The organism is Flavobacterium luteolum, from assembly GCF_027111275.1.
Taxonomy (GTDB): domain Bacteria; phylum Bacteroidota; class Bacteroidia; order Flavobacteriales; family Flavobacteriaceae; genus Flavobacterium; species Flavobacterium luteolum.
Map to the genome: position 1 here is coordinate 4,345,571 of NZ_CP114286.1, position 21,963 is coordinate 4,367,533.

A 21,963-nucleotide genomic window follows, 5' to 3' on the forward strand; every position below is an offset into this window, starting at 1 on the left:
TTTTTTTGTTGTATATTTAACAGACAGATTTGCCGTGTGTCCACACATCCTTCTTATATTCGTATGTTCAATAATGCAGAAATGCAGATTTAATTTTATATGAAGAAAATATTTTTTATCCTTTCCGTGCTTTCTTCCGGAGCTTTATTTTCGCAGTCCGATTCACAAGGCAAAAATGAACTTACATTTGCTACCTACAATGTAAGTATGGAATCTGATAATTATTCTCCCAAAGGTGCAATGGGAAAATCGGAGCAGATACTGATTTATCAGCTTAATTCAGGGCATAATACTCAAATCAGAAATATTGCCCAGATTATTCAGACCGTTCGACCAGATGTTATTTTGCTAAACGAATTTGATTATATTAAAGACCCTGAACTTGGTGTAAAGGCGTTTATAAAAAATTATTTGAACGTGAGCCAAGGTGGAGCAGCCGCTATTGATTATCCTTATTACTATTATACGACAGTGAATACGGGCCAGCCAAGTCCTTACGATTTGAACAATGATGGAAAGTTGGATAATTTTGGAAATGATGCATGGGCATTTGGCATGTATCCTGGACAATACGGGATGATGCTTTTATCTAAATATCCTATTGATGTTAAGGCGGTTCGTACTTTTCAGCATTTTAAATGGAAAGATATGCCAGGAGCATTGATTACCAAAAAAGCAGATGGATCGGATTGGTACAGTAAGAAAGCATGGAAGGAATTTCCATTATCTTCAAAATCTCACTGGGATGTTCCTGTAGAGATTGACAATAAAACAGTTCATGTTTTAGTCAGTCATCCAACTCCTCCAACTTTTGATGGTGTTGAAGATCGCAATGGGAAAAGAAATCATGATGAAATTCGATTCTGGAGAGATTATATTTCAGACAATTCTGCTTCGTATATTTATGATGATAAAGGAGTAAAAGGAGGTTTGCCTCCAGATTCTCGATTTGTCATCATGGGTGATCAAAACGCCTCACCAGTTGAAGGAGATGCTATGAGAGAAGGTATAAAATCCTTAATAGAAAGTCCGAAAATTAATAGCGACTTGACGCCTGCTAGTAAAGGTGGTGCTGAATTTAGTCCTAAAAATCCTTTTGGAGTTAATCATACAGCCTTTTGGAGAATGCGAGCTGATTATGTATTGCCATCCAGACTTGGTTTCAAAGTTGTTAATAGCGGTGTATTCTGGCCTGCAAAAGGTGAGGCAATGTCAGAATTGGTAGAAAAACGAGAATCAAGTTCAGATCATCGTTTGGTTTGGGTAAAAGTGGTCTTAGAATAAATAGCTTTTTCTTTCAACTTTTTCTAGATTAAATATAAAGCATAAAAAAAACCTTGGATTTCCAAGGTTTTTTGTTTTTCTATATCTCTTCAGATTGCTCTGCTCTTCATTGTCTCGTAAATGGAGGTAATAATTGGCTTGAAACTTCTCCAAATCCAATTCTTACTTCGTTGTTTTCGCAGAAACCGCGAATAATAACAGTATCATTATCTTCAATAAATTTACGTTCACTTCCGTCACTTAGTTTAAGCGGATTTTTTCCTCCCCAAGTTAATTCTAGCATAGAACCAAAACTATCAGGAGTTGGACCAGAAATAGTTCCAGAACCCATCATGTCTCCAGAATTCACGCGACATCCATTTGAAGTGTGATGCGTTAATTGCTGAGCCATAGACCAGTACATGTACTTGAAGTTAGATTTTGAAATTATCGTTTCTTCTTGATTTTCTGGTTGTAAAGAAACTTCTAAATGAATATCAAAAGCTTTTTTACCTTTTGTCTGCAAATACGGAAGCGGAGACGGATCTTGTTTTGGTCCCTTAGTTCTAAAAGGTTCCAAAGCATCCATAGTCACAATCCAAGGTGAAATTGAAGTAGCGAAGTTTTTTGCTAAGAATGGCCCAAGAGGCACATATTCCCATTTTTGCATATCGCGAGCACTCCAGTCATTTAGTAAAACCATTCCGAAAATATAATCTTCAGCTTCATAAGTTGAAATATTTTCGCCCATTACATTTACATCTGTAGTAATAAAAGCAGTTTCTAATTCAAAATCTACTAAACGAGATGCTCCAAAAACTGGTGTATCGTGTCCAGCAGGTAAAGTTTGTCCCATTGGTCTGTGAACTGGAATTCCAGAAGGAACAATTGTAGAACTTCTTCCGTGATATCCAACTGGAATGTGTAGCCAGTTTGGCAATAAAGCATTTTCTGGATCACGGAACATTTTTCCTACGTTTGTGGCATGTTCTCTACTTGAGTAAAAGTCAGTATAATCACCAATTAAAACTGGCAATTGCATTTCTACGTCTTCGATTTTAAATATAACAATATCGCGATGTTTTGTTGTATCTCTTAACTGCGGATTGGTCTCGTCGAAAATCTCAGCGATACGATTTCGAACCAAACGCCATGTTTTTTTTCCATCAGAAATAAAATCATTTAGCGTATCCTGCATAAACATATCATCGGTTAATTCTATTCCTTCAAAATAATTTAATTGCTGTAAAGCTCCTAAATCTATGGCATAATCGCCAATTCTTGTTCCTACAGTAACGACATTTTCTTTGGTAAGAAATACACCGAAAGGAATATTCTGAATAGGGAAGTCGCTATTTTGTGGCACTTCTAACCATGATTTTCTATTGGTATCGTTGGCGGTTATTGGCATGTTTAATGTTAATTGTTTGTTGAAAAATTACATGTCAAATATATCATAATCTAGCTGTTTGACAAACGTTTTTTTGTATTTTTGCGTGAAATTAACGAAAAACAAAAAAATGCAACGCGACGAACAAATTTTTGATCTTATCCAAGAGGAGAAAGAAAGACAAATTCACGGACTAGAGCTTATTGCTTCTGAGAATTTTGTAAGTGATGAAGTAATGGCAGCAGCAGGGTCTGTTTTAACTAATAAATATGCTGAGGGTTATCCTGGCAAAAGATACTACGGCGGTTGCGAAGTAGTGGACGTTATCGAGCAGATTGCAATTGACAGAGCTAAAGAATTATTTGGAGCTGAATATGCAAACGTACAGCCTCACTCAGGTTCTCAGGCAAATACATCTGTTTACCATGCTTGTTTAAATCCAGGTGATACTATTTTAGGTTTCGATTTATCTCATGGAGGTCACTTAACTCACGGTTCTCCTGTAAATTTCTCTGGACGTTTATACCGTCCGGTATTCTACGGTGTAGATGCTGAAACTGGTCGTTTAGATTATGATAAAATTCAAGAAATTGCAACTAAAGAACAGCCAAAATTAATTATCGCTGGAGCTTCGGCTTATTCTCGTGATATGGATTTTGCTCGTTTCAGACAAATTGCTGACAGCGTAGGAGCAATCTTGTTTGCTGATATTTCTCACCCAGCAGGTCTTATTGCAAAAGGATTAATGAATGATCCAATTCCTCATTGCCACATTGTTTCTACAACAACTCACAAAACATTGAGAGGACCACGTGGAGGTTTGATTTTAATGGGTAAAGATTTCCCAAATCCACAAGGATTAACAACTCCAAAAGGAGAAATCAGAATGATGTCTTCATTATTAGACTTAGCTGTTTTCCCAGGAAATCAAGGTGGACCTTTAATGCATATTATCGCTGCTAAAGCAGTTGCTTTTGGTGAAGCATTAAAAGATGATTTCTTTACTTATGCAATGCAATTAAAAAAGAATGCAAATGCAATGGCTGATGCTTTCGTAAAAAGAGGTTATAACATTATCTCTGGCGGAACAGACAACCACATGATGCTTATTGATTTAAGAAACAAAGGCATTTCTGGTAAAGAAGCTGAAAACGCATTAGTAAAAGCTGAAATTACTGTAAATAAAAACATGGTTCCTTTTGACGATAAATCTCCATTTATCACTTCTGGAATTCGTGTTGGAACAGCTGCAATCACAACTCGTGGTTTAGTTGAAAAAGATATGGAAACTATTGTTGAGCTTATTGATAAAGTTTTATCTAATCATACAGATGAAGCCGTTATCGAAGAAGTTGCTGAACAAGTAAATGATATGATGAGCGAAAAACCGATTTTCGCATATTAAAAATTAGTCAAAAGTCATAAAGTCGAAGGTCGAAAGTCTAAAAATGGAAAGTGAATTTCTATCTTTAGTTTTTGATCTTCGATTTTTCTTTTAAAGTTTTCAAATGACTTTATGACTTTCGACTTTCAAACTTTAAGACTTAAAAAAAATGGGCGTATTAAGATTACAATTGCCAACCGACCCAAGATGGGTAAATATTGTTGAGAAAAACATTGAAGAAATCTTAACAGATCACGCTTGGTGCGAACAAAAAGCGGCAACAAATGCGATTACGATTATCACAAACAATTCTGAGCATCAAGATTTAGTGAAAGATTTATTGGCTTTAGCCAAAGAAGAAATAGATCATTTTGAACAGGTTCATAATATCATCATTAAACGCGGATTAAAACTAGGACGTGAGCGCAAAGATGATTACGTAAACGAACTATACCAATACATGAAAAGAAGCGGCGACGGAAGCCGTGTTTCTGGACTTGTAGAACGATTATTGTTTTCTGCAATGATTGAAGCACGAAGCTGTGAACGTTTTAAAGTGCTTTCTGAAAATATTAAAGATGAAGAATTAGCGCTTTTCTACAGAGAATTAATGGAAAGTGAAGCAGGACATTACACTACTTTCATCACATACGCACGTAAATACGGAACAGGAATCGATGTTGAAAAACGTTGGAGAGAATGGCTCGCTTTCGAAGAATCAATCATTACCAATTACGGAAAAGGAGAGACGATTCACGGGTAGTTTTTTGATTTGTTTACTTTGTTTCAGGTTTCAAGTTTCAAGTCTGTCACGTTGAGCGATCCCGATAGTTATCGGGAGAAACGCGTTCCTAATTAGAAACTTTGTGAGTCTCTGTGAAATAAAAACATTCAAATTAGCACTTTCGCAAAAGTGAATTGATAATTGTTCAAAAGTTCGAGTTTTTGTTAATCTAAAATCTAAAGTCTACAATCTAAAATTCCTTACATTTGAGAGTAACCAAAATCTCGAACTATGAGAATAGAAATGGACCTCAAATTGGGTTTTAAAGACGTAATGTTTAGACCTAAAAGATCAACGTTGAAAAGTAGATCTGAAGTTTCCTTAGAACAAAATTTCAAATTTTTGCATAGTACTGCAAATTGGACAGGAATTCCGATTATGGCCGCCAATATGGATACTGTTGGAACTTTTGAAATCGCAAAGGTTTTGGCACAAGAAAAACTTTTTACGGCCATTCATAAACACTACACTTTAGAAGAGTGGAATAACTTTCTAAAAAATGTAACTCCAGATTTCTACAATTATATTGCCGTAAGCACCGGAACAGGAAAAGAAGATTTTGAGAAAATAGGAGCAATAATTACTGCAAATCCGTTATTGAAATTTATTTGTATTGATGTTGCAAACGGCTATTCAGAACATTTTGTTCAGTTTTTAAAGAAAACCCGTAAACAATATCCAGACAAAATAATTATCGCTGGAAATGTGGTTACTGGGGAAATGACTGAAGAACTGCTTTTGGCAGGAGCAGACATTGTAAAAGTCGGAATCGGACCAGGTTCTGTTTGTACAACTCGTGTGAAAACTGGCGTAGGTTATCCGCAGTTATCAGCCATTATTGAATGTGCCGATGCAGCGCACGGTTTAGGGGGGCATATTATAAGCGATGGCGGCTGTTCAACTCCGGGCGATGTTGCTAAAGCTTTTGGTGCAGGAGCCGACTTTGTAATGTTGGGAGGAATGCTCGCAGGACACACAGAAAGCGGCGGTGAACTAATAGAAGTCAAAGGAGAAAAATTCAAACAATTTTACGGAATGAGTTCAAAAACAGCAATGGATAAACATTCCGGCGGTGTTGCAGAATACAGAGCAAGCGAAGGGAAAACAGTTCAAGTTCCGTTTAAGGGTGACGTCATTCACACTGTTTTAGATATATTAGGCGGAATAAGAAGTACATGCACTTATGTTGGAGCTTCAAGATTGAAAGAATTGACTAAACGAACAACTTTCATCCGCGTAAGCGAACAGGAAAATCAGGTTTTTACTAAATAAAAATATATTTCAAAATACATTATGATTAGCATTTCGGAAGCAGGGTTAGGTGATATTTCTACAATTCAGAAAATTACAAACATTACTTGGCCTATTACGTACGGTGAAATTTTATCTAAATCACAATTAGATTATATGTTATGTTTGTTTTATTCTGATGAGGCTTTGGCAAAACAAATTGAGAATAAAGAACAATTATTCTATCTTATTTTAGATTCTGAATCTACAATTGGCTTTATAGGAATTGAGCATCATTATAAAAATGAAGCTATAACCAAAATTCATAAAATCTACCTTTTGCCAGAAACTCAAGGAAAAGGGTATGGGAAAAAAGTATTTGATTTTATAGAAAGACTGGCTTTAGAAAACAATTCAAAACAATTATCATTGAATGTAAATCGATTTAATACAGCATTAGATTTTTATAAAAAAATAGGTTTCCAAATTAAAGAAACCGTTGATATAGAAATTGGAAATGGGTATTTAATGGAGGATTATGTGATGGGAAAAGCAATCTCAAAGTAATTTTTTAGCATTTTTGTCATTTCGACGAAGGAGAAATCTTCGCAAGCAGCTCCGCAACGAGAATCCAATCTTTGTAGAGTTTCTCGCGAAGATTTCTCCTTCGTCGAAATGACAAACTTTGAGGGTTTTAAGTATAAATTATTGGACTCTTTATTGTTTAACTCACAATCACATCATGCGTAAATAATAATCCTTTCACTTCCTTCAAAGAAAAAATAGCTTTCTTTAATTTAGTTTTAGAAGGATCAATAGTATAATTGTAACTCGTTTTAAAATCAGCTTTGTTAGCGATGGCTTTGTTGAATTCAGAACGATATAAGTCACAATTATCGAAAATTGCGCTGGTTAAATCTGCAGCCATAAAATCTACAGCGATTAAACTGCAATTGGTAAACGGAGTTCCTTTCAGTTTTAAAGTATAAAACTTAGAAAAATCGAGAATGCAATCATTAAAATGAACTTCAAAAATTAGTTTGTCGCACATAGCGAAATTCACTTCTTTAATTTCGCATCGATTAAAAGTAACGGTTCGTAATGCCACATAATTAATTTTTGCTTCGCTGAAAATACAGTCATTAAAAATACAATCAATGAAAGTAACGGCTAAAAACGTGCACGCAGAAAAGTTACAATTGTTAAAAACGCAAGATTCAAAGTCTTTAAAATTAAGATCATCTTTGGCGTAAACAATTGTATTGTATTCTTTATCAAGAAAATATTCGCTTTCTTTTTTCAACCCTTTTCTATAATTATTTGAAGGTGAAAAGGTAATAATTTACCATAGAATAATGGGAACAAATTATAAATGATTTTGATTTCATTCACATTTTTAATCGGTAAAATGCTGTAGCTTTACACTTATTTTTTTAAGTCAAAACATATCAATTTTATTATATGGAACCAACAAGAAAGGAACATGATTTTTTAGGAGAATTAGAAATTCCGAATCATTTATACTACGGAATCCAGACTTTTAGAGCTGTAGAAAATTTCAATATTACAGGAATTCCGATTTCAAAAGAACCTTTATTTATCAAAGCTTTAGGATATGTAAAAAAAGCTGCTGCTCTAGCCAATAAAGACTGCGGCGCAATTGATTCTAAAATTGCTGAAGCAATCTGTTACGGAAGTGATCAGGTCATCGCGGGCAAATTTGATCAGGAATTTGTGAGCGATTTAATTCAGGGTGGAGCAGGAACTTCTGTAAACATGAATGCGAACGAAGTCATTGCTAATATTGGTTTGGAATATTTAGGTCATAAAAAAGGCGAATACAATTTTCTTCATCCAAACAATCATGTAAATTGTTCTCAATCGACAAATGATGCATATCCATCGGCTTTTAGAATTGCTTTGTATTTGAAAATGGAAAGTTTTATTAAAACTTTAGCAGGTTTAGAAGTTGCTTTCGCCAAAAAAGGAGAGGAGTTTAAAGAAGTCCTAAAAATGGGAAGAACGCAATTACAAGATGCGGTGCCGATGACTTTAGGGCAGGAATTTAATGCTTACGCCACAACAATTGGAGAAGATATTCAGCGTTTAAAAAATGCTCAGGAATTGCTCTTAGAAATCAATATGGGAGCAACAGCCATTGGAACAAAAGTAAATGCTCCAGAAGGTTATCCAGAAATCTGCGTAAAATATCTGGCAGATGAGGTGGGAATTCCGTTAACACTTTCACCAGATTTAATTGAGGCAACGGTTGATACAGGCGCTTACGTTCAGATTATGGGAACTTTAAAACGTTCTGCGGTTAAGATTTCTAAAATCTGCAATGATTTACGATTATTAAGTTCAGGGCCAAGAACAGGTTTTAATGAAATCAATCTTCCAGCGCGTCAGCCAGGTTCTTCTATTATGCCAGGGAAAGTAAATCCGGTAATTCCAGAAGTGGTAAATCAGACTTGTTTTTATGTAATCGGTCAGGATTTAACGGTGACAATGGCGGCAGAAGCGGGACAATTGCAATTAAATGTAATGGAACCTGTAATTGCTTTTGCCATGTTTACTTCGTTGGATTATCTTTCAAATGCTATTCAGACTTTAATCGATAAATGTATTAACGGAATTACAGCAAATGTGGACCATTGCTATAATATGATAATGAACAGCATTGGAATTGTAACGCAATTGAACCCAATTTTAGGTTACGAAGAAAGTGCAAGTATTGCTGGAGAAGCTTTAAAAACGGGTAAAAGTGTGCATCAAATTGCAGTTTTGGAAAGAAAGCTGATTACACAAGAAAAATGGGACGAAATTTATTCTCTCGAGAATCTGATTCACCCAAAATTTATTACCAAGTAATATTTGAGATGATATTTCCAAGCCGTCAAATTTATTTTTGACGGCTTTTTTTGTTAAAATATTTTTGAATTAATTAGTTTTAGTTCGTAAGATGTTGAAAATAAGACTTATATTTACAGTAGGATTGAGCTTTTATCTCTAAAACTAAACTTTGTAAATGGTAATTTTTTTTAAAAATAATGCCGATAAGTACAAGTCTAAAATCTTAGGATTATTGCTTCTTATTTCTTTTAATTCATTTTCTCAAGAGGAACTCAGCAATCCAAATATTTGTCCTCCCAAAACAATATTCGATATTTTTAAAAAAGATGATGATGCGCTAGTCGTTAAACCTACAAAAAACAATTTCTTTTTATTAATTCCAGCAATAGGTTCTCAGCCTGCAACTGGTTTCTTTTTTGGAGCCGTTGCCCAATATACTTTTAAAGGAAAAGAAGAAAAAGACAAATATTCGATTGCTAATATCGGAATTACTTACACGCTTAAAAATCAGTGGTTAGTTAATGTGAAAAACAATATTCTGCTCAAGAATAATAAAATCTTTCTGAGTGGCGATTACCGATTATATCTGTTTTCGCAACCCAATTATGGATTAGGAACCGATATAATTCCGCCAAGGCGTGACCGTCCGCCTGGATTTAGTGTCGATTCGCTAGCTCAGGATATGGATTATAATTACTTCAAGTTCCATCAGACAGTTTCTTTTGAAGTTAAGGAAAATTATTATGTTGGAGGAGGAATTAATATCGATTGGTATTCAAGCATTGATGACAAAGAACTAGATATTGATAAAGGAAATTATACTTATCATTACAATTACAGTCAAAAATATGGTTTTGATCATAATGAATATTTCTTGAATGGAGTGAGTCTAAATTTGGTTCACGATTCACGAGATAATCAGGTAAATGCATCAAAAGGTTGGTTTGCTAATATAAATTATAGATTTAATCCGGTACTGTTTAATAATCAGGAATATAGTAATGTTCTGTTTGCAGAATACCGTCATTTTATTCCTGTTTCGCATAAGAATCCCCGTTATATTTTGGCAATTTGGACTTATGGACAGTTTGTGACAAGAGGAAAAGTTCCGTACTTAAACCTGCCGGCAATTGGCTGGGATCAGCGTAGCAGAAGCGGAGAAGGGTATACGCAGGGATTGTTCAGAGGAAATGGGTTGGTTTATTTATCGACAGAATTTCGATTTCCTATTACCTGCAACCAATTGCTAAGCGGTACTGTTTTTACCAATTTTGTAACAACGAGTAATTCTGATAATGATCTTAAATTGTTCAAATCCATTCAGCCCGCAGCAGGTATTGGTTTAAGGCTTTTAATAGATAAAGCATCCAAAACCAATCTGATTTTCGATTATGCTTGGGGTAATAATTCTAAAGGATTTTATCTGAATGCTGGAGAAACTTTTTAATTTTAAAAATTTAAGTGTAAAATAATAGTAAAAAGCAGGCTATCGAGTCTGCTTTTTTTATTGTTCACAATAAAATCATAATTTGTAAAGTTGTTTAAAATTATTTTAAATAGTATTCTTATTTTTGTTGTATATACAAACTTCTTAATATGAAATTACTGATAGTCGAAGACGAGCCAAATCTATTATCGATATTACGAAAAGGTTTTGCAGAAAATAATAATGAAGTAAGCGTTGCTATGGATGGTCAAACTGCCATGGAAATGATTCATAATTATACTTTCGATGTGGTAATTTTAGATGTTATGCTTCCTGATGTTAACGGAATCGAAATCTGCAGAAGACTTCGAGCAGCAAAAAACTTTGTGCCCATTTTACTTTTAACGGCTCTTGGAACTTCAGAAAACATTGTAACTGGTCTTAATTCTGGTGCGGATGATTATCTGGTAAAGCCTTTTAAATTTGGTGAATTAGACGCCAGAGTAAATGCTTTATACAGAAGATCACAGCAGGAAACAGAAAAAATAGACACCATCACAATTGCTGATTTAGAAATAAATGGACGCGCCAAAACTGTCAAAAGAGATGGCGAGAATATTGTATTAACTGCCAAAGAATTTAAACTGCTATACTATTTAGCTAAAAATACGGGGCGCATTGTTTCGCGCGATCAAATTTTGGACAATGTTTGGGATATTAATTTTGATATGAATACCAATGTTGTCGATGTGTATATTACGTACTTAAGAAGAAAGATAGATAAGCCTTTTTCAACCAAACTGATTCATACCATGAAAGGTTTAGGTTATGTAATTAAGCCATAATATGGATATTAGAAAAAAAATCACTTTCAATTATGTTGCCCTTTCTACCTTTAGCACTTCGCTATTGTGTATTATCGTATTTTTTCTTTTTAGAGAAAACAATCGATATCACTTTTTAAAGCGATTAGACGATAGAGCAAAAATTGTCGCTTCAATTCATTTTCAAAAAGACCCAGAGAAAATTAAATATTATAAAAATCTTCAAAAAAATGGTCTTGAGGAATTAATTGAAGAAGAAGAATATGTATTAAAAATAAATAGCCATAATAGTTTTGATTATAATACTAATCTCAATCTTCCAAATACCTTTTATACCAATATCTTAAGAACGGGAAAAGATTCTTATGAAAGAGATAATAAATATTATTTAGGACAGATTTTTCAAGAAAACAATCAGAAATATATTGTGATTGTTGGTGCGAGAGACCGTAAAGGTAGAGATACAACCGTTTATATTGTCAAAATTATGCTTTTTGGCGGAATCGGATTTGTAATTCTTGCTTTTCTTTTAGGGCGATTCCTAGCCAAACGTGTTATTAATCCTGTAGCAAGAATTACTAAAGAAGTAAAAAGAATTAGTGCTTCTAATTTGCACAATCGTCTTCCCGAAGTTAAAAATTCTGATGAAATTTCAGATTTGACCAATACGTTCAATAATATGTTGGATCGATTGGAAACTTCTTTTGAAATTCAAGCTAACTTTATTAATAATGCTTCTCACGAGTTAAAAACGCCAATTACAACCATTATTGCCGAATCTGAGATTATGTTGCTAAAAGAGAGAGAAAAGCATGAATATGTAGAATCTTTGCAAAATATTTATAGCCAGGCTTCAAGATTAGGGAATTTGACAGAAAGTCTTCTTAAATTAACGCAGACAGGATATGACGGACAAAAACAAGTTTCAGATATTGCCCGAATGGACGAATTGTTGTTGGATGTAAAATCAGATTTAGATAAAATTTATCCAGATAACCGCGTAAGCATTAAACTTAATTTTGCTCCAGAAGATTCTAATCTATTATTGTTACCATGCAATAAACCACTTTTAGAATTGGCTATCAATAATATTATTACGAATGGAGTAAAATATTCAGACAACAACGAAGTCTTTGTAAATCTTACAGCCAATAAAGAAATGATCAAAATCACGATCAATGATATTGGTATCGGAATTCCGCCAGAAGATATTCCGCATTTATATGAGCCTTTCTTTAGAGGCAAAATTGCGGCTAAGTATATTGGTTATGGTTTAGGATTGCCCTTAGCGTCTAAAATTATTAGAATGCACGATGGTGAACTTCAAGTACAGTCAGAACAAAACAAAGGAACAATCGTTACGATCATCTTCAAAAAAGGCAACATTAAAAAATCTAATGTTTAATTTTAGAAAATTCTAATTTTAAATTAATTAAGGTCTAATTTGCGGACAGTTATTTTGTAGGTATAAACTAAAAGATATACTTATGAAAAATTTTCTTATACCTACAACTTTAAAAGATGATACTATTTCGGCAGTTAAATCTGCGGTAAATCAGTCTAAGAATACGGAATCGGAAATTATTTTAGTATTAGTTACAGAAGCTCCTGATACGTTTTCTTCTTCGGGCTTCTTAAGAGAAATGAGATCTGGACTTACCAAAAGTCAGGAAGAAGTTTTAGAAACTTGCCGTTATATTATAGAACATACTTCAAATATTAAGCTAAAAGTTCACAACCAATACGGACTTTCAGCGCCAATTTTCAAACGTCTCATTGAAGCTTTTTCGGTAAAGCTGGTTATTCTTACGCACTCTTATAAGCAAGAAAGCAAAAGAATTCATCAGTATTTAGTGCAATTGGCTGGGAATCAAAAATGCCCGATTCTGCATTTAAGTACAGAAGTCAATAAAGAGGTTTTCCATAAAGCTTTATATGTAGAAAATTCCAGTAAAAATATCCATGTAAAAGATGTACAGGAATTCTTAAGCGCCAATTTCTCTTTTGAAATTGTGAGTCAAACAGCCAATTTTGAAGATAACTACGAAAATGTTGCACCGTTTTTATCAGAAGCCATTTCAAAACATAACATCGATATGTTAGTAGAAACACGCAAAGGCGAAAAAATCAAATTTAAGAAAGTCAAAAAAGAAAATGTCAATGAAAAGCTAGGGCTTCCGGTTCTTTCATTGTACGAAGAGATGGTTTGAGACTAAGGTTCTCAGATTCTGAGGTTCTAAGGTACTAAGTTTTTTAATTTTTAGCCTTAAGATCTCAGAACCTTAGCCCCTTAGTTCCTTAGCCCCTTAAAAATATTAATTTAAAACCGAAAATATGTTATTAAAGAAAAGAATACCAATGAAGTACGTTCTCGGGAAAATTAAAGTAGAAATTGCTCTAGTACTCGCATATACAGTACTATTTGAAATTTTCCATCATTATTTCATCAATCTTCCTGTAGATATCCCGATTGCGATTCCAACCATGATTGGAACAATTATTTCCTTATTATTAGCTTTTAAGTCCAATCAAGCTTATGACAGATGGTGGGAAGCGAGAATAGTTTGGGGAGCTGTAGTAAATGATTCAAGAACACTTATTCGTCAAGTTTTAACCTTTTACAATGATCCTGGTTATTCAGTTGAAGCCAGCGAATTCAAAGAAAATTTTGCTAAAAGGCAAATCGCTTGGTGTTACAGTTTAGGAGAATCGCTTAGAAAAAGAGATGCCATAAAACCGCTTGAAGGTTTAATTAGCGAAGAAGAAATCAAATACATCAAAAATCATCAGAACGTTCCGAATGCCATTTTGATGCTGCACGCAAGAGATTTAAGAACCGCTAAAAACGAAAAGAAAATCAATATGTACCAACAGGTAGAAATTGATAATACATTGTCAAGATTATGTGATGAAATGGGAAAATGTGAGCGTATTAAAAACACGATTTTTCCAACAACATACAGCATGTACATTAGATTGACCTTGTGTTTATTCATTTTTGTATTGCCTTTCGGATTAACAAGCGTATTAAGCTGGTTTGCAATTCCGTTGATTACTGCAATTGGTGCCGCTTTCTTTTTAATCGAAAGAATGGCGATTCATTTGCAAGATCCGTTTGAAAACCGACCAACAGATACTCCTGTTACGGCAATTGCAAATACAATTGAAAAAAATATTAAACAAATGCTGAATGAATATCAAAGTGAATTTGATATCCTAAAAGAATTTGAATTAAATGACGAACCTAAGAAAGTCGAGAAAGACGCTTATTTTGTCTTATAACTATTTAATTTTGGTCTTCTTTTAATTGTTGGCTGGACAGTGTGTAGTTGCACTGTCCAGTTTTTTTGTTTTGTCATTTTAAAAAATGAATATAGACAACAATTATAACACAAACATCTTAAATATAGCCTGCGGTTTCAACCGCTGGAACGCAAAGAATATCAAAAACTACTATGCGTTCCCGTGGTTGAAACCACGGGCTATGTTAATTTGATGATGTTGATAATATTGTGTTGATTTTCTTAGTCTACAATTGCTTCGCCAATCTCCCCAATGTCTGAATAGCAGTTCTCAATTCATTTGACCAAGGCAATCCAAAACTCAATCGCATGCAGTTAGAAAATTGATTTTGAAATGAAAAAATCCTTCCGGGCGCAATACTAATATTATGCTGTAATGCTAAATGATAAAAAGCAGCGGTATCTATTTTTTTATCCAATTCGACCCAAAGAAAGAACCCCCCTTGAGGCTGACTCACTTTGGTTCCTGCAGGAAAAGATTCTAAAACAGTATTGATGTAATTGGTGCAGTTTCGATTCAGAATTTGGCGAATTTTTCTAAGATGATTTTCATAACGGCCATTTTTTAAAAAGTCACCAACGACTTCGTGTGTAATAGTTGAATTGGAGATCGTATGGTATAATTTGGTTCTTAGAACTTCTTTTTTAAACTTCCCAGGCGAAACCCAACCCACACGATAGCCTGGTGCCAGACTTTTGGAAACCGAACTGCAGCACAAAACAATACCGCTTTCATCATAAGTTTTACAGTTTGTCGGACGGCTTGTTCCAAAATACAAATCGCCGTGAATATCATCTTCAATTAGCGGGACATTATAAAAATCCATTAAACGGACAATTTCCTTTTTATGTTCATTTGGTAGCATGCTTCCCGACGGATTACTGAAATTACTCATCAAAACACAAGCTTTTACTTTATTCGTAGAAAGTGTTTTTTTGACCGCTTCCAATTCGATTCCTGTTGTCATATTAGTTGGAAGTTCCATTACATACAAACCCAATGATCTCGCCAATTGCAGAATTCCAAAGTAAACCGGGCTTTCTGTAATAATCGTATCTCCCGGCTTAGTCAGCGTTAGTAAACAATCCGAAATTGCCGAAATACAGCCCGGAGTTGTTATAATATCATCTTCAGTCAAAGAACCGCCCCAAGTAAACGACCAGCGCGCAATTTCTTTTCTTAAATTACTATTACCTTCAATTTCTTCATAACTCGTTCCGCTGTTGGGTAATTGGCGCATGGCCTGAACCATACCTTTATTAAGTTTCGCAATCGGAAGTAATTCATTTGATGGAAAACCAAGCGAAAGCATCGTAATATCTTTTTTACGCATATCACCATAAACCAAATCAACCAAATCCTCGCGTTCAATGTTTTCAAGTGTTAAAAGCGGTGTGCTTGCCGATGGTTCTGGAATTGTTCTAGCCGAAATATTACTTACATAATAGCCTGATTGCGGTCTAGATTCGATCAAAGAACGACTTTCAACTTCGTAATATGCCTTGCTGACAGTACTCATGCTGTAACCAGTTTCAGCGCACACTTCTCGTATAGATGGCAGTTTGTCGCCTACATTTAAAAGTCCAGATTTGATCTGTTTTTCGATGAGGTCAGCAAATTGAAGATATAAGTAATTGGAATTTTTCATTGTAAAAATAAAAACTGTTATGCTGCAATTTACAAAAACTGTATCTGTATTGCTGTTTAATTTTTTAGAAATTTGCTTCATCAAAAGAAAACAAATCAAATCGGAGTTTTTGTGAAAACAACAAAGTATTATATAGCGGCAATTATTGCTTTTACCACATGGGGACTTTTCAGCTTGGTTTTAAGGCCAATTCATGAGTATCCGTCATTAGATATTCTATTTTTCCGTGTGTTTAGCTGTAGTATTTTGATGCTTTTGATCGCCCTTTTATTCAAAAGAAAACAAATAAAAGAGACCATCGAAATTTTTAAAGCATTGCCAAAATCAGAAAAAAGAAAATCTGTTTTATTGAATATTGGCGGAAGTGCTTTTTTGATGGGAAATTGGTTTACGTATATTTATGTAATGAATCATGTCAGTGTTAAAGCAACTTCTCTAGCGTATTTAGTTTGCCCGATTCTGACCACCATATTAGCTTATTTTATATTGCAGGAAAAACTGTCCAAAACGCAGTGGATTTCTGTGGGATTAAGCATTTCAGGCTGTGTTTTGCTGTCTTATGCCGCTATTATGGATATGGTTTTCAGTATTATTATCGGATTAACTTATGCCTCTTATTTAGTAAGCCAGCGTGCGAATAAAGGTTTTGATAAATTTATTGTACTGACTTTTCATATTACCTTGGCAGCATTAGTATTATTACCGTTTTATCCGGTTTTTGGGGGACCGGTTCCAACGGAATTTAAGTTTTATCTCTGCATTGAAACCATTGCAATTGTATTTACTATAATTCCGTTATTTCTCAATTTATATGCACTTTCAGGAATCAACTCTTCGACAGTTGGAATGTTATTAAACATTAATCCGATGATTGCATTTGGTTTGGCGGCCTTCTTTTTCAAAGAAAATATTACGCCATTGCAGATTACAGCATATGGTATCATTTTTACCGCAGTGTTAGTTTTTAATTCGCATCATATTTTTGCCATAAAGCAAAAAATGACCTCAATATCCAAAGGTTCTTAATTCTTAGTTTTCATATTTTTTATTGGTTTAAAATCGAAAATTGTCAGAATCTTAACAGGATGTTTAAACAGGAATGAGTATATTTCATTCCTGTTTTTTTATGCAATAAACTGAAAAAAATATTTAGCCACAGATTTCACAGATTAAAAAGATTATATTCTTGTGAGAAAAAATGTTGCCACGAATTCCACTAATTTTCACGAATTAAAAATTTTTAGAATAGGGAATAAAATTTGTGAAAATTAGTGGAATTCGTGGTGAGAAAAAAAATCATTTTAATCTGTGTAATCTGTGGCAGAAAAAAAACTATTATAAACCGAATACCACTCATATGAAAATATCCAAACTTCAAGCCTTTACTCCGTTATTTTATTTAGTGTGGTCAGATGATTTACTGACGCAAAAAGAGTTTACAACTTTACAAGGATTTATAAATTCTCTAAATGTATTATCTCAAGAAGAAAAAGAATATTTACTTTCTAAAGTAGATATTTCAAATCCGCCTTCGCGAAATGAACTCACACAATGGAAATCGGATATTGAAAAAAGCATTCAAGATAAATCTTCAGTTAAGTCCATTTTTGATATTGCAAAAGCACTTTCAGGAACCGATTTAGATTTAACTCCAATAGAATCTGATTTCAAAAAACTGGAAAATGATTTAGGAATTTTGGGTGAAGAAGCGCTGCAAAACTTTAAAACCAAAGCAGGCTCTTTTACTGCCGATTCTCATACTAATGCTAGTTTTGATATTCAGAAAATCACTCAGATTTTAGACGGAAAAGAAGCCACAATAATCAAAAGAGTAAAATCGGTGATTTCAAGACCCGAATTTGCGTATGAAACTTCTACCGATATTAACGTTTTCAGACAAACCGTTTACAAATGGTGTAAAATTCTGGCCGATGAAAACCTCGGAAGTATGGCATATCCGAAGGAATACGGAGGAGGGGGAAATGTAGAAGATTATTTTGCGATTATGGAAACGCTGAGCTATCACGATTTAAGTCTGGTAATTAAATTTGGTGTTCAGTTTGGACTTTGGGGAATGAGCGTTCAGTCTCTTGGAACTGAAAAACATTATGCTAAATATTTAAAAGATATTGGCTCGCTGAAACTTCCTGGCTGTTTTGCTATGACCGAAACACATCACGGATCGAACGTAAAAGGTTTAGAAACTACAGCAACTTACAATCATAGCGATCAGACTTTTACTATTCACACACCAAATAAAAATGCGCAAAAAGAATATATTGGCAACGCAGCTGTTCACGGACAAAAAGCAACTGTTTTTGCGAAATTAATTATTGACGATCACGATTATGGTGTTAATGCGTTTGTGGTTCCGTTACGCGATCCAAATGGAAATGTCGTAAATGGCGTAACAATTGGCGATTGTGGTCATAAAATGGGATTAAATGGCGTAGATAATGGAACGATTAGTTTCGATAATGTAGTAATTCCGAAAGAAGATATGCTTGATCGTTTTGCTTCTGTGAATGAGAAAGGCGAATTTGAAAGTCCGATTCCGAGTGATAATCGTAGATTTTTTACCATGTTAGGCACTTTGGTAGGAGGTAGAATCGGGATTCCGCGTTCAGCTTTAGCAGCAGCAAAATCTGGATTGACAATTGCCATTCGTTACAGCGATCAAAGAAGACAATTTGGACCAGAAGGCGGATCTGAAGTTCCGATCTTAAATTATAGAATGCATCAACGCAGATTGTTGCCGCCTTTGGCTAAAACATATGCGGTTCATTTTGCATTACAATATCTAACCAACAGATTTTTAAATAGAACGGAAGCTGAAATGCAAGAAATTGAAGCTTTGGCTGCGGGAATGAAATCGTATTCAACTTGGAGCACGAGAGATATTTTGCAGGAATGCCGTGAGGCGTGTGGAGGAAAAGGATATTTATCTGAAAACCGAATCGATGCACTTAAAAATGACACGGAAATCTATACCACTTTTGAAGGCGATAATACGGTTTTGATGCAATTAGTGGCTAAAAATCGTTTGGCAGAATTCAGAAAATCGTTTGGAGAAATGGGTTCGCTTGGAATCATTAATTACGTATATGAAAATGCAAAAACAGCTATTGCTGAGAAAAATCCAATTGCAACCAGAAGAACAGATGATGAGCATTTGTTAGATAGTGAATTTCATCTTCAGGCATTTGTTCACAGAGAAAAGACAATCTTGGCTTCTGCAGCGCGACGCATCAAGAAATTGATTGATGGCGGACTAGAGCCTTATGATGCATTTAATGTCGTTCAGCATCAAATGATTGATGTTGCACAGGCGTATCTAGAAAGAATAGTTCTAGAACAATTTCAGCTTGCAATAAAAGCGGTTGAAGATGAACCATCAAAAGCAATTTTGACGAAACTGAATCAGCTGTACGCACTTTCTACAATCGAAAAAAATAAAGCTTGGTATTTGGAAGACGGTTATATGGAAGCAGTTAAAACCAAAGCAGTCCGTAAAATTGTAAATCAGCTTTGCTGGGATATTCGTCCTGATGCTGTAGCTCTGGTAAATGCTTTTGATATTCCAGAAAGCTGTTTGGCAGCGCCAATTGCGGTTTAATTTTAAACCATATAAGTAATATAAGTTTAAAAAAAATCTTTGCCAAAGTTTTAAACTTTGGCAAAGATTTTTTTATACCATTAAAGTTTAAGACATAAAAGTAATGATAACATAAAAGCCTTTATATCATTGTTTTATTAAAATAGTTTGACTTTTCAAATTCTTGGACATTCATAGAAATTACAGAAACTTCTGGAAGCAGAGCATTCAATTTTGTAACAATTACTTTTGATAGGTTACCTTTTTGTTCATCATTTCGTCCTTCCATAATATAGCTGAAAACATGGATGAAATCATCTAAGGTATTTCCGTTGTTATAATTTGTAAAAGGATTAATACGAACTTTAATTTCCGAAGCAGTAAAAAGATCAATTGATAAAGCGGCATCAAAAACTCCCTGTATTATTTCGTCTGCAGCTAGTCGGCGCAGCACATTTTCTGAACAGTCAATTATAAAGTGTGGCATAATTTTTAAGTTTTATAGGGTTTGTTGAAACAAAATTATAAAAAAGCTCCCTTGTAATATTTTAGAATACACACTTTATTATATTTGTATATCTTATTTTATTTTTTTGTCAGTTTGAAAAATCTATTTCTTTCCCTTTTTACAGTTCTTATTAGCTTTCCTCTTTTTGCATCGGAGAGCACAGATGTTATTTTAAAAGAGCTAAACGAAGCAATCAAAAATAAACAGCATTACGTAAAAATTAAAGAAGAACGAATTGCGAACTTCAAGAAAATTAAATCTGAGAATCTTACCAAAGAACAGGAGTATAATTACAACAAAACGCTTTATTTAGAATATCAGAAACTAAACTCAGATTCAGCTATTCAATACGTAAAAAAGAACCTCAAAATTGCAGAAGAACTTCAAAATAAAGAGCTTTTCAATTTGGCCCAATTGGAATTGGTAACGCTTTATTCCTCTTCTGGAAAATACCGTGAATCTGAAGCCATTTTAAAGAGTATTAATAAAAAAAGCCTTCCTGCTTCTTTACTCCCAAATTATTTTATTTCGTATCGTGAGTTTTTCGAGCATTACGCTGCAAATAGTTACAGTCCTGAATATAGAAAACAGATAGGAAAATATAGAGATTCATTATTAAGTATTCTAAATCCGAATACATTGGATTTTCAAATTAATAGAATTCAGCAGGATATTTTTATTGATAAAAAATACAATGATCCCAAAAAGCAATTATTGGCTTTATTGAATAAAACAAAAGAAGAAAGTCCGCAATATGCAATGATTACGTATTTATTAGGGAAAATTGCAGAAGCCACACATGATTTAGAATACAGAAAGAAATACTACGCGCTTTCGGCCACTTCAGATATTAAAAATGCCAATAAAGACAATGCTTCCTTGCAGGAACTGGCTTTGGTTTTTTACGAAATAGGAGATGTTGATATGGCCTACAAACTCACGCAATCTGCCATTGAAGACGCGCTTTATTGCAATGTTCAGTTCAGGACTTTGCTCATGTCTGAAGTATATTCGATTATCAATACCGTATATTTAGAACGTGAAGCGCAGAGAAAAAGCGAATTACAGATTTACTTGCTTTGCATTAGTCTGCTTTCTTTGTTTTTGATCGTTGCGGTTATTTACGTGTATATACAGATGAAAAAGGTTTCCAGAATTCGATCAGAACTTTATGAAACCAGTCAGAAATTAGCCGAATTAAACAAAGATATTACCGAAACAAACAGTCAGTTGCAGGAAAGTAATCTGCAATTGTCTGAATCTAATTTGGTAAAAGAAGAATATATAGCACATTTCTTTAGCCTTTGTTCGACTTACATCAATAAATTGGAAAATTACCGTATCATATTAAACAAGAAAGCAACGGCAAAACAATTTGATGAAATTTACAAAATTCTAAAGTCAACTACTTTGGTTGATAATGAATTAGAGGAATTGTATAAGAACTTCGATATTATCTTTTTAAACTTATATCCAACATTTGTCAAAGATTTCAATGCTTTATTAATACCAGAAGAACAGATTGTTCTCAAGCAAAATGAATTGCTAAATACCGAGCTTCGAATTTTTGCTTTAATCAGATTAGGAATTACTGATAGTGTTAAAATAGCGGCATTTTTACGTTATTCTTTAAGCACAATTTACAACTATCGCACAAGAGCTCGAAATAAGGCTGCAGTTTCGCGAAATGATTTCGAAGAAAAGGTCATGAAAATAGGTTCAAAGACTTTGAAAGTGTAAAAAATAGTTTTAAAT

The 21,963-nt window shown here is 34.0% G+C and carries 18 protein-coding genes; 14 read left to right on the plus strand and 4 right to left on the minus strand.

The window, feature by feature from the left end:
- Positions 1-99 precede the first annotated feature (99 nt).
- Positions 100-1,284 carry an endonuclease/exonuclease/phosphatase family protein gene (locus OZP10_RS18720; protein ID WP_281632217.1) on the plus strand — a complete coding sequence of 395 codons (1,185 nt, stop codon included), beginning with the start codon at positions 100-102 and terminating at the stop codon, positions 1,282-1,284.
- A 106-nt stretch (positions 1,285-1,390) separates the two neighbouring features.
- Here the strand turns inward: OZP10_RS18720 and fahA are convergent, their stop codons facing one another.
- On the minus strand, positions 1,391-2,674 hold the full coding sequence (gene fahA / locus OZP10_RS18725) for a fumarylacetoacetase (protein ID WP_281632218.1): 1,284 nt from the start codon (positions 2,672-2,674) through the stop codon (positions 1,391-1,393).
- Positions 2,675-2,783: 109 nt separating this feature from the next.
- On the opposite strand from fahA, the gene glyA reads away from it, so the two are divergent.
- The 4 genes from glyA to OZP10_RS18745 all read left to right on the plus strand — a co-directional run bounded on the left by glyA (position 2,784) and on the right by OZP10_RS18745 (position 6,618).
- Positions 2,784-4,058 (plus strand): serine hydroxymethyltransferase, encoded by a 1,275-nt coding sequence (glyA, locus tag OZP10_RS18730; protein ID WP_281632219.1) that lies wholly within the window; start codon positions 2,784-2,786, stop codon positions 4,056-4,058.
- Positions 4,059-4,206: 148 nt separating this feature from the next.
- Complete coding sequence (locus OZP10_RS18735) at positions 4,207-4,800, plus strand: MiaE family protein (protein ID WP_057122755.1); 594 nt, start codon at positions 4,207-4,209, stop codon at positions 4,798-4,800.
- Between the two features lie 252 nt (positions 4,801-5,052).
- Complete coding sequence (locus OZP10_RS18740) at positions 5,053-6,093, plus strand: GMP reductase (protein WP_281632220.1); 1,041 nt, start codon at positions 5,053-5,055, stop codon at positions 6,091-6,093.
- Between the two features lie 21 nt (positions 6,094-6,114).
- Positions 6,115-6,618 (plus strand): GNAT family N-acetyltransferase, encoded by a 504-nt coding sequence (locus tag OZP10_RS18745; RefSeq protein WP_281632221.1) that lies wholly within the window; start codon positions 6,115-6,117, stop codon positions 6,616-6,618.
- A 157-nt stretch (positions 6,619-6,775) separates the two neighbouring features.
- Here the strand turns inward: OZP10_RS18745 and OZP10_RS18750 are convergent, their stop codons facing one another.
- Positions 6,776-7,354, minus strand: coding sequence for a pentapeptide repeat-containing protein (locus OZP10_RS18750; protein ID WP_281632222.1), 579 nt, complete (start codon positions 7,352-7,354; stop codon positions 6,776-6,778).
- A 158-nt stretch (positions 7,355-7,512) separates the two neighbouring features.
- On the opposite strand from OZP10_RS18750, the gene aspA reads away from it, so the two are divergent.
- The 6 genes from aspA (at position 7,513) to OZP10_RS18780 (ending at position 14,436) form a co-directional block, all read left to right on the plus strand.
- The gene (gene aspA, locus OZP10_RS18755) at positions 7,513-8,922 is read left to right on the plus strand and encodes an aspartate ammonia-lyase (protein ID WP_281632223.1); all 1,410 of its coding nucleotides are present in this window, start codon (positions 7,513-7,515) and stop codon (positions 8,920-8,922) included.
- Positions 8,923-9,079: 157 nt separating this feature from the next.
- Positions 9,080-10,351, plus strand: coding sequence for a BamA/TamA family outer membrane protein (locus OZP10_RS18760; RefSeq protein ID WP_281632224.1), 1,272 nt, complete (start codon positions 9,080-9,082; stop codon positions 10,349-10,351).
- 149 nt (positions 10,352-10,500) lie between these two features.
- A complete protein-coding gene (locus tag OZP10_RS18765; protein WP_177209947.1) occupies positions 10,501-11,175 on the plus strand; it encodes a response regulator transcription factor in 675 nt (224 codons plus the stop codon).
- 1 nt (position 11,176) lies between these two features.
- On the plus strand, positions 11,177-12,559 hold the full coding sequence (locus tag OZP10_RS18770; RefSeq protein WP_281632225.1) for a HAMP domain-containing sensor histidine kinase: 1,383 nt from the start codon (positions 11,177-11,179) through the stop codon (positions 12,557-12,559).
- A gap of 82 nt (positions 12,560-12,641) precedes the next feature.
- Entirely contained in the window at positions 12,642-13,364 is a 723-nt protein-coding gene (locus tag OZP10_RS18775) for a hypothetical protein (RefSeq protein WP_281632226.1), read from the plus strand.
- A gap of 124 nt (positions 13,365-13,488) precedes the next feature.
- Positions 13,489-14,436 carry a bestrophin family protein gene (locus tag OZP10_RS18780; protein ID WP_343543292.1) on the plus strand — a complete coding sequence of 316 codons (948 nt, stop codon included), beginning with the start codon at positions 13,489-13,491 and terminating at the stop codon, positions 14,434-14,436.
- A gap of 247 nt (positions 14,437-14,683) precedes the next feature.
- Here OZP10_RS18780 and OZP10_RS18785 read toward each other — a convergent pair whose 3' ends face one another.
- Positions 14,684-16,105, minus strand: a complete 1,422-nt coding sequence (locus OZP10_RS18785; RefSeq protein ID WP_281632228.1) for an aminotransferase-like domain-containing protein — start codon at positions 16,103-16,105, stop codon at positions 14,684-14,686.
- A gap of 111 nt (positions 16,106-16,216) precedes the next feature.
- Between OZP10_RS18785 and OZP10_RS18790 the strand changes: the two genes are divergently transcribed.
- Positions 16,217-17,131 (plus strand): EamA family transporter, encoded by a 915-nt coding sequence (locus tag OZP10_RS18790; RefSeq protein ID WP_281632229.1) that lies wholly within the window; start codon positions 16,217-16,219, stop codon positions 17,129-17,131.
- Positions 17,132-17,462: 331 nt separating this feature from the next.
- Positions 17,463-19,721, plus strand: coding sequence for an acyl-CoA dehydrogenase family protein (locus OZP10_RS18795; RefSeq protein WP_281632230.1), 2,259 nt, complete (start codon positions 17,463-17,465; stop codon positions 19,719-19,721).
- A 121-nt stretch (positions 19,722-19,842) separates the two neighbouring features.
- Here OZP10_RS18795 and OZP10_RS18800 read toward each other — a convergent pair whose 3' ends face one another.
- On the minus strand, positions 19,843-20,187 hold the full coding sequence (locus OZP10_RS18800) for a 5-carboxymethyl-2-hydroxymuconate Delta-isomerase (RefSeq protein WP_281632231.1): 345 nt from the start codon (positions 20,185-20,187) through the stop codon (positions 19,843-19,845).
- Positions 20,188-20,301: 114 nt separating this feature from the next.
- Here OZP10_RS18800 and susR point away from each other — a divergent pair, with 114 nt between their 5' ends.
- The gene (susR, locus tag OZP10_RS18805; protein ID WP_281632232.1) at positions 20,302-21,948 is read left to right on the plus strand and encodes a SusR family glycan utilization regulator; all 1,647 of its coding nucleotides are present in this window, start codon (positions 20,302-20,304) and stop codon (positions 21,946-21,948) included.
- The last annotated feature ends 15 nt before the right edge of the window (positions 21,949-21,963 follow it).

Coding starts and splice junctions, on each gene's coding strand:
- OZP10_RS18720 (WP_281632217.1), top strand. CDS start 100: ATGAAGAAAATATTTTTTATCCTTTCCGTGCTTTCTTCCGGAGCTTTA.
- fahA (WP_281632218.1), bottom strand. CDS start 2,674: ATGCCAATAACCGCCAACGATACCAATAGAAAATCATGGTTAGAAGTG.
- glyA (WP_281632219.1), top strand. CDS start 2,784: ATGCAACGCGACGAACAAATTTTTGATCTTATCCAAGAGGAGAAAGAA.
- OZP10_RS18735 (WP_057122755.1), top strand. CDS start 4,207: ATGGGCGTATTAAGATTACAATTGCCAACCGACCCAAGATGGGTAAAT.
- OZP10_RS18740 (WP_281632220.1), top strand. CDS start 5,053: ATGAGAATAGAAATGGACCTCAAATTGGGTTTTAAAGACGTAATGTTT.
- OZP10_RS18745 (WP_281632221.1), top strand. CDS start 6,115: ATGATTAGCATTTCGGAAGCAGGGTTAGGTGATATTTCTACAATTCAG.
- aspA (WP_281632223.1), top strand. CDS start 7,513: ATGGAACCAACAAGAAAGGAACATGATTTTTTAGGAGAATTAGAAATT.
- OZP10_RS18760 (WP_281632224.1), top strand. CDS start 9,080: ATGGTAATTTTTTTTAAAAATAATGCCGATAAGTACAAGTCTAAAATC.
- OZP10_RS18765 (WP_177209947.1), top strand. CDS start 10,501: ATGAAATTACTGATAGTCGAAGACGAGCCAAATCTATTATCGATATTA.
- OZP10_RS18770 (WP_281632225.1), top strand. CDS start 11,177: ATGGATATTAGAAAAAAAATCACTTTCAATTATGTTGCCCTTTCTACC.
- OZP10_RS18775 (WP_281632226.1), top strand. CDS start 12,642: ATGAAAAATTTTCTTATACCTACAACTTTAAAAGATGATACTATTTCG.
- OZP10_RS18780 (WP_343543292.1), top strand. CDS start 13,489: ATGTTATTAAAGAAAAGAATACCAATGAAGTACGTTCTCGGGAAAATT.
- OZP10_RS18785 (WP_281632228.1), bottom strand. CDS start 16,105: ATGAAAAATTCCAATTACTTATATCTTCAATTTGCTGACCTCATCGAA.
- OZP10_RS18795 (WP_281632230.1), top strand. CDS start 17,463: ATGAAAATATCCAAACTTCAAGCCTTTACTCCGTTATTTTATTTAGTG.
- OZP10_RS18800 (WP_281632231.1), bottom strand. CDS start 20,187: ATGCCACACTTTATAATTGACTGTTCAGAAAATGTGCTGCGCCGACTA.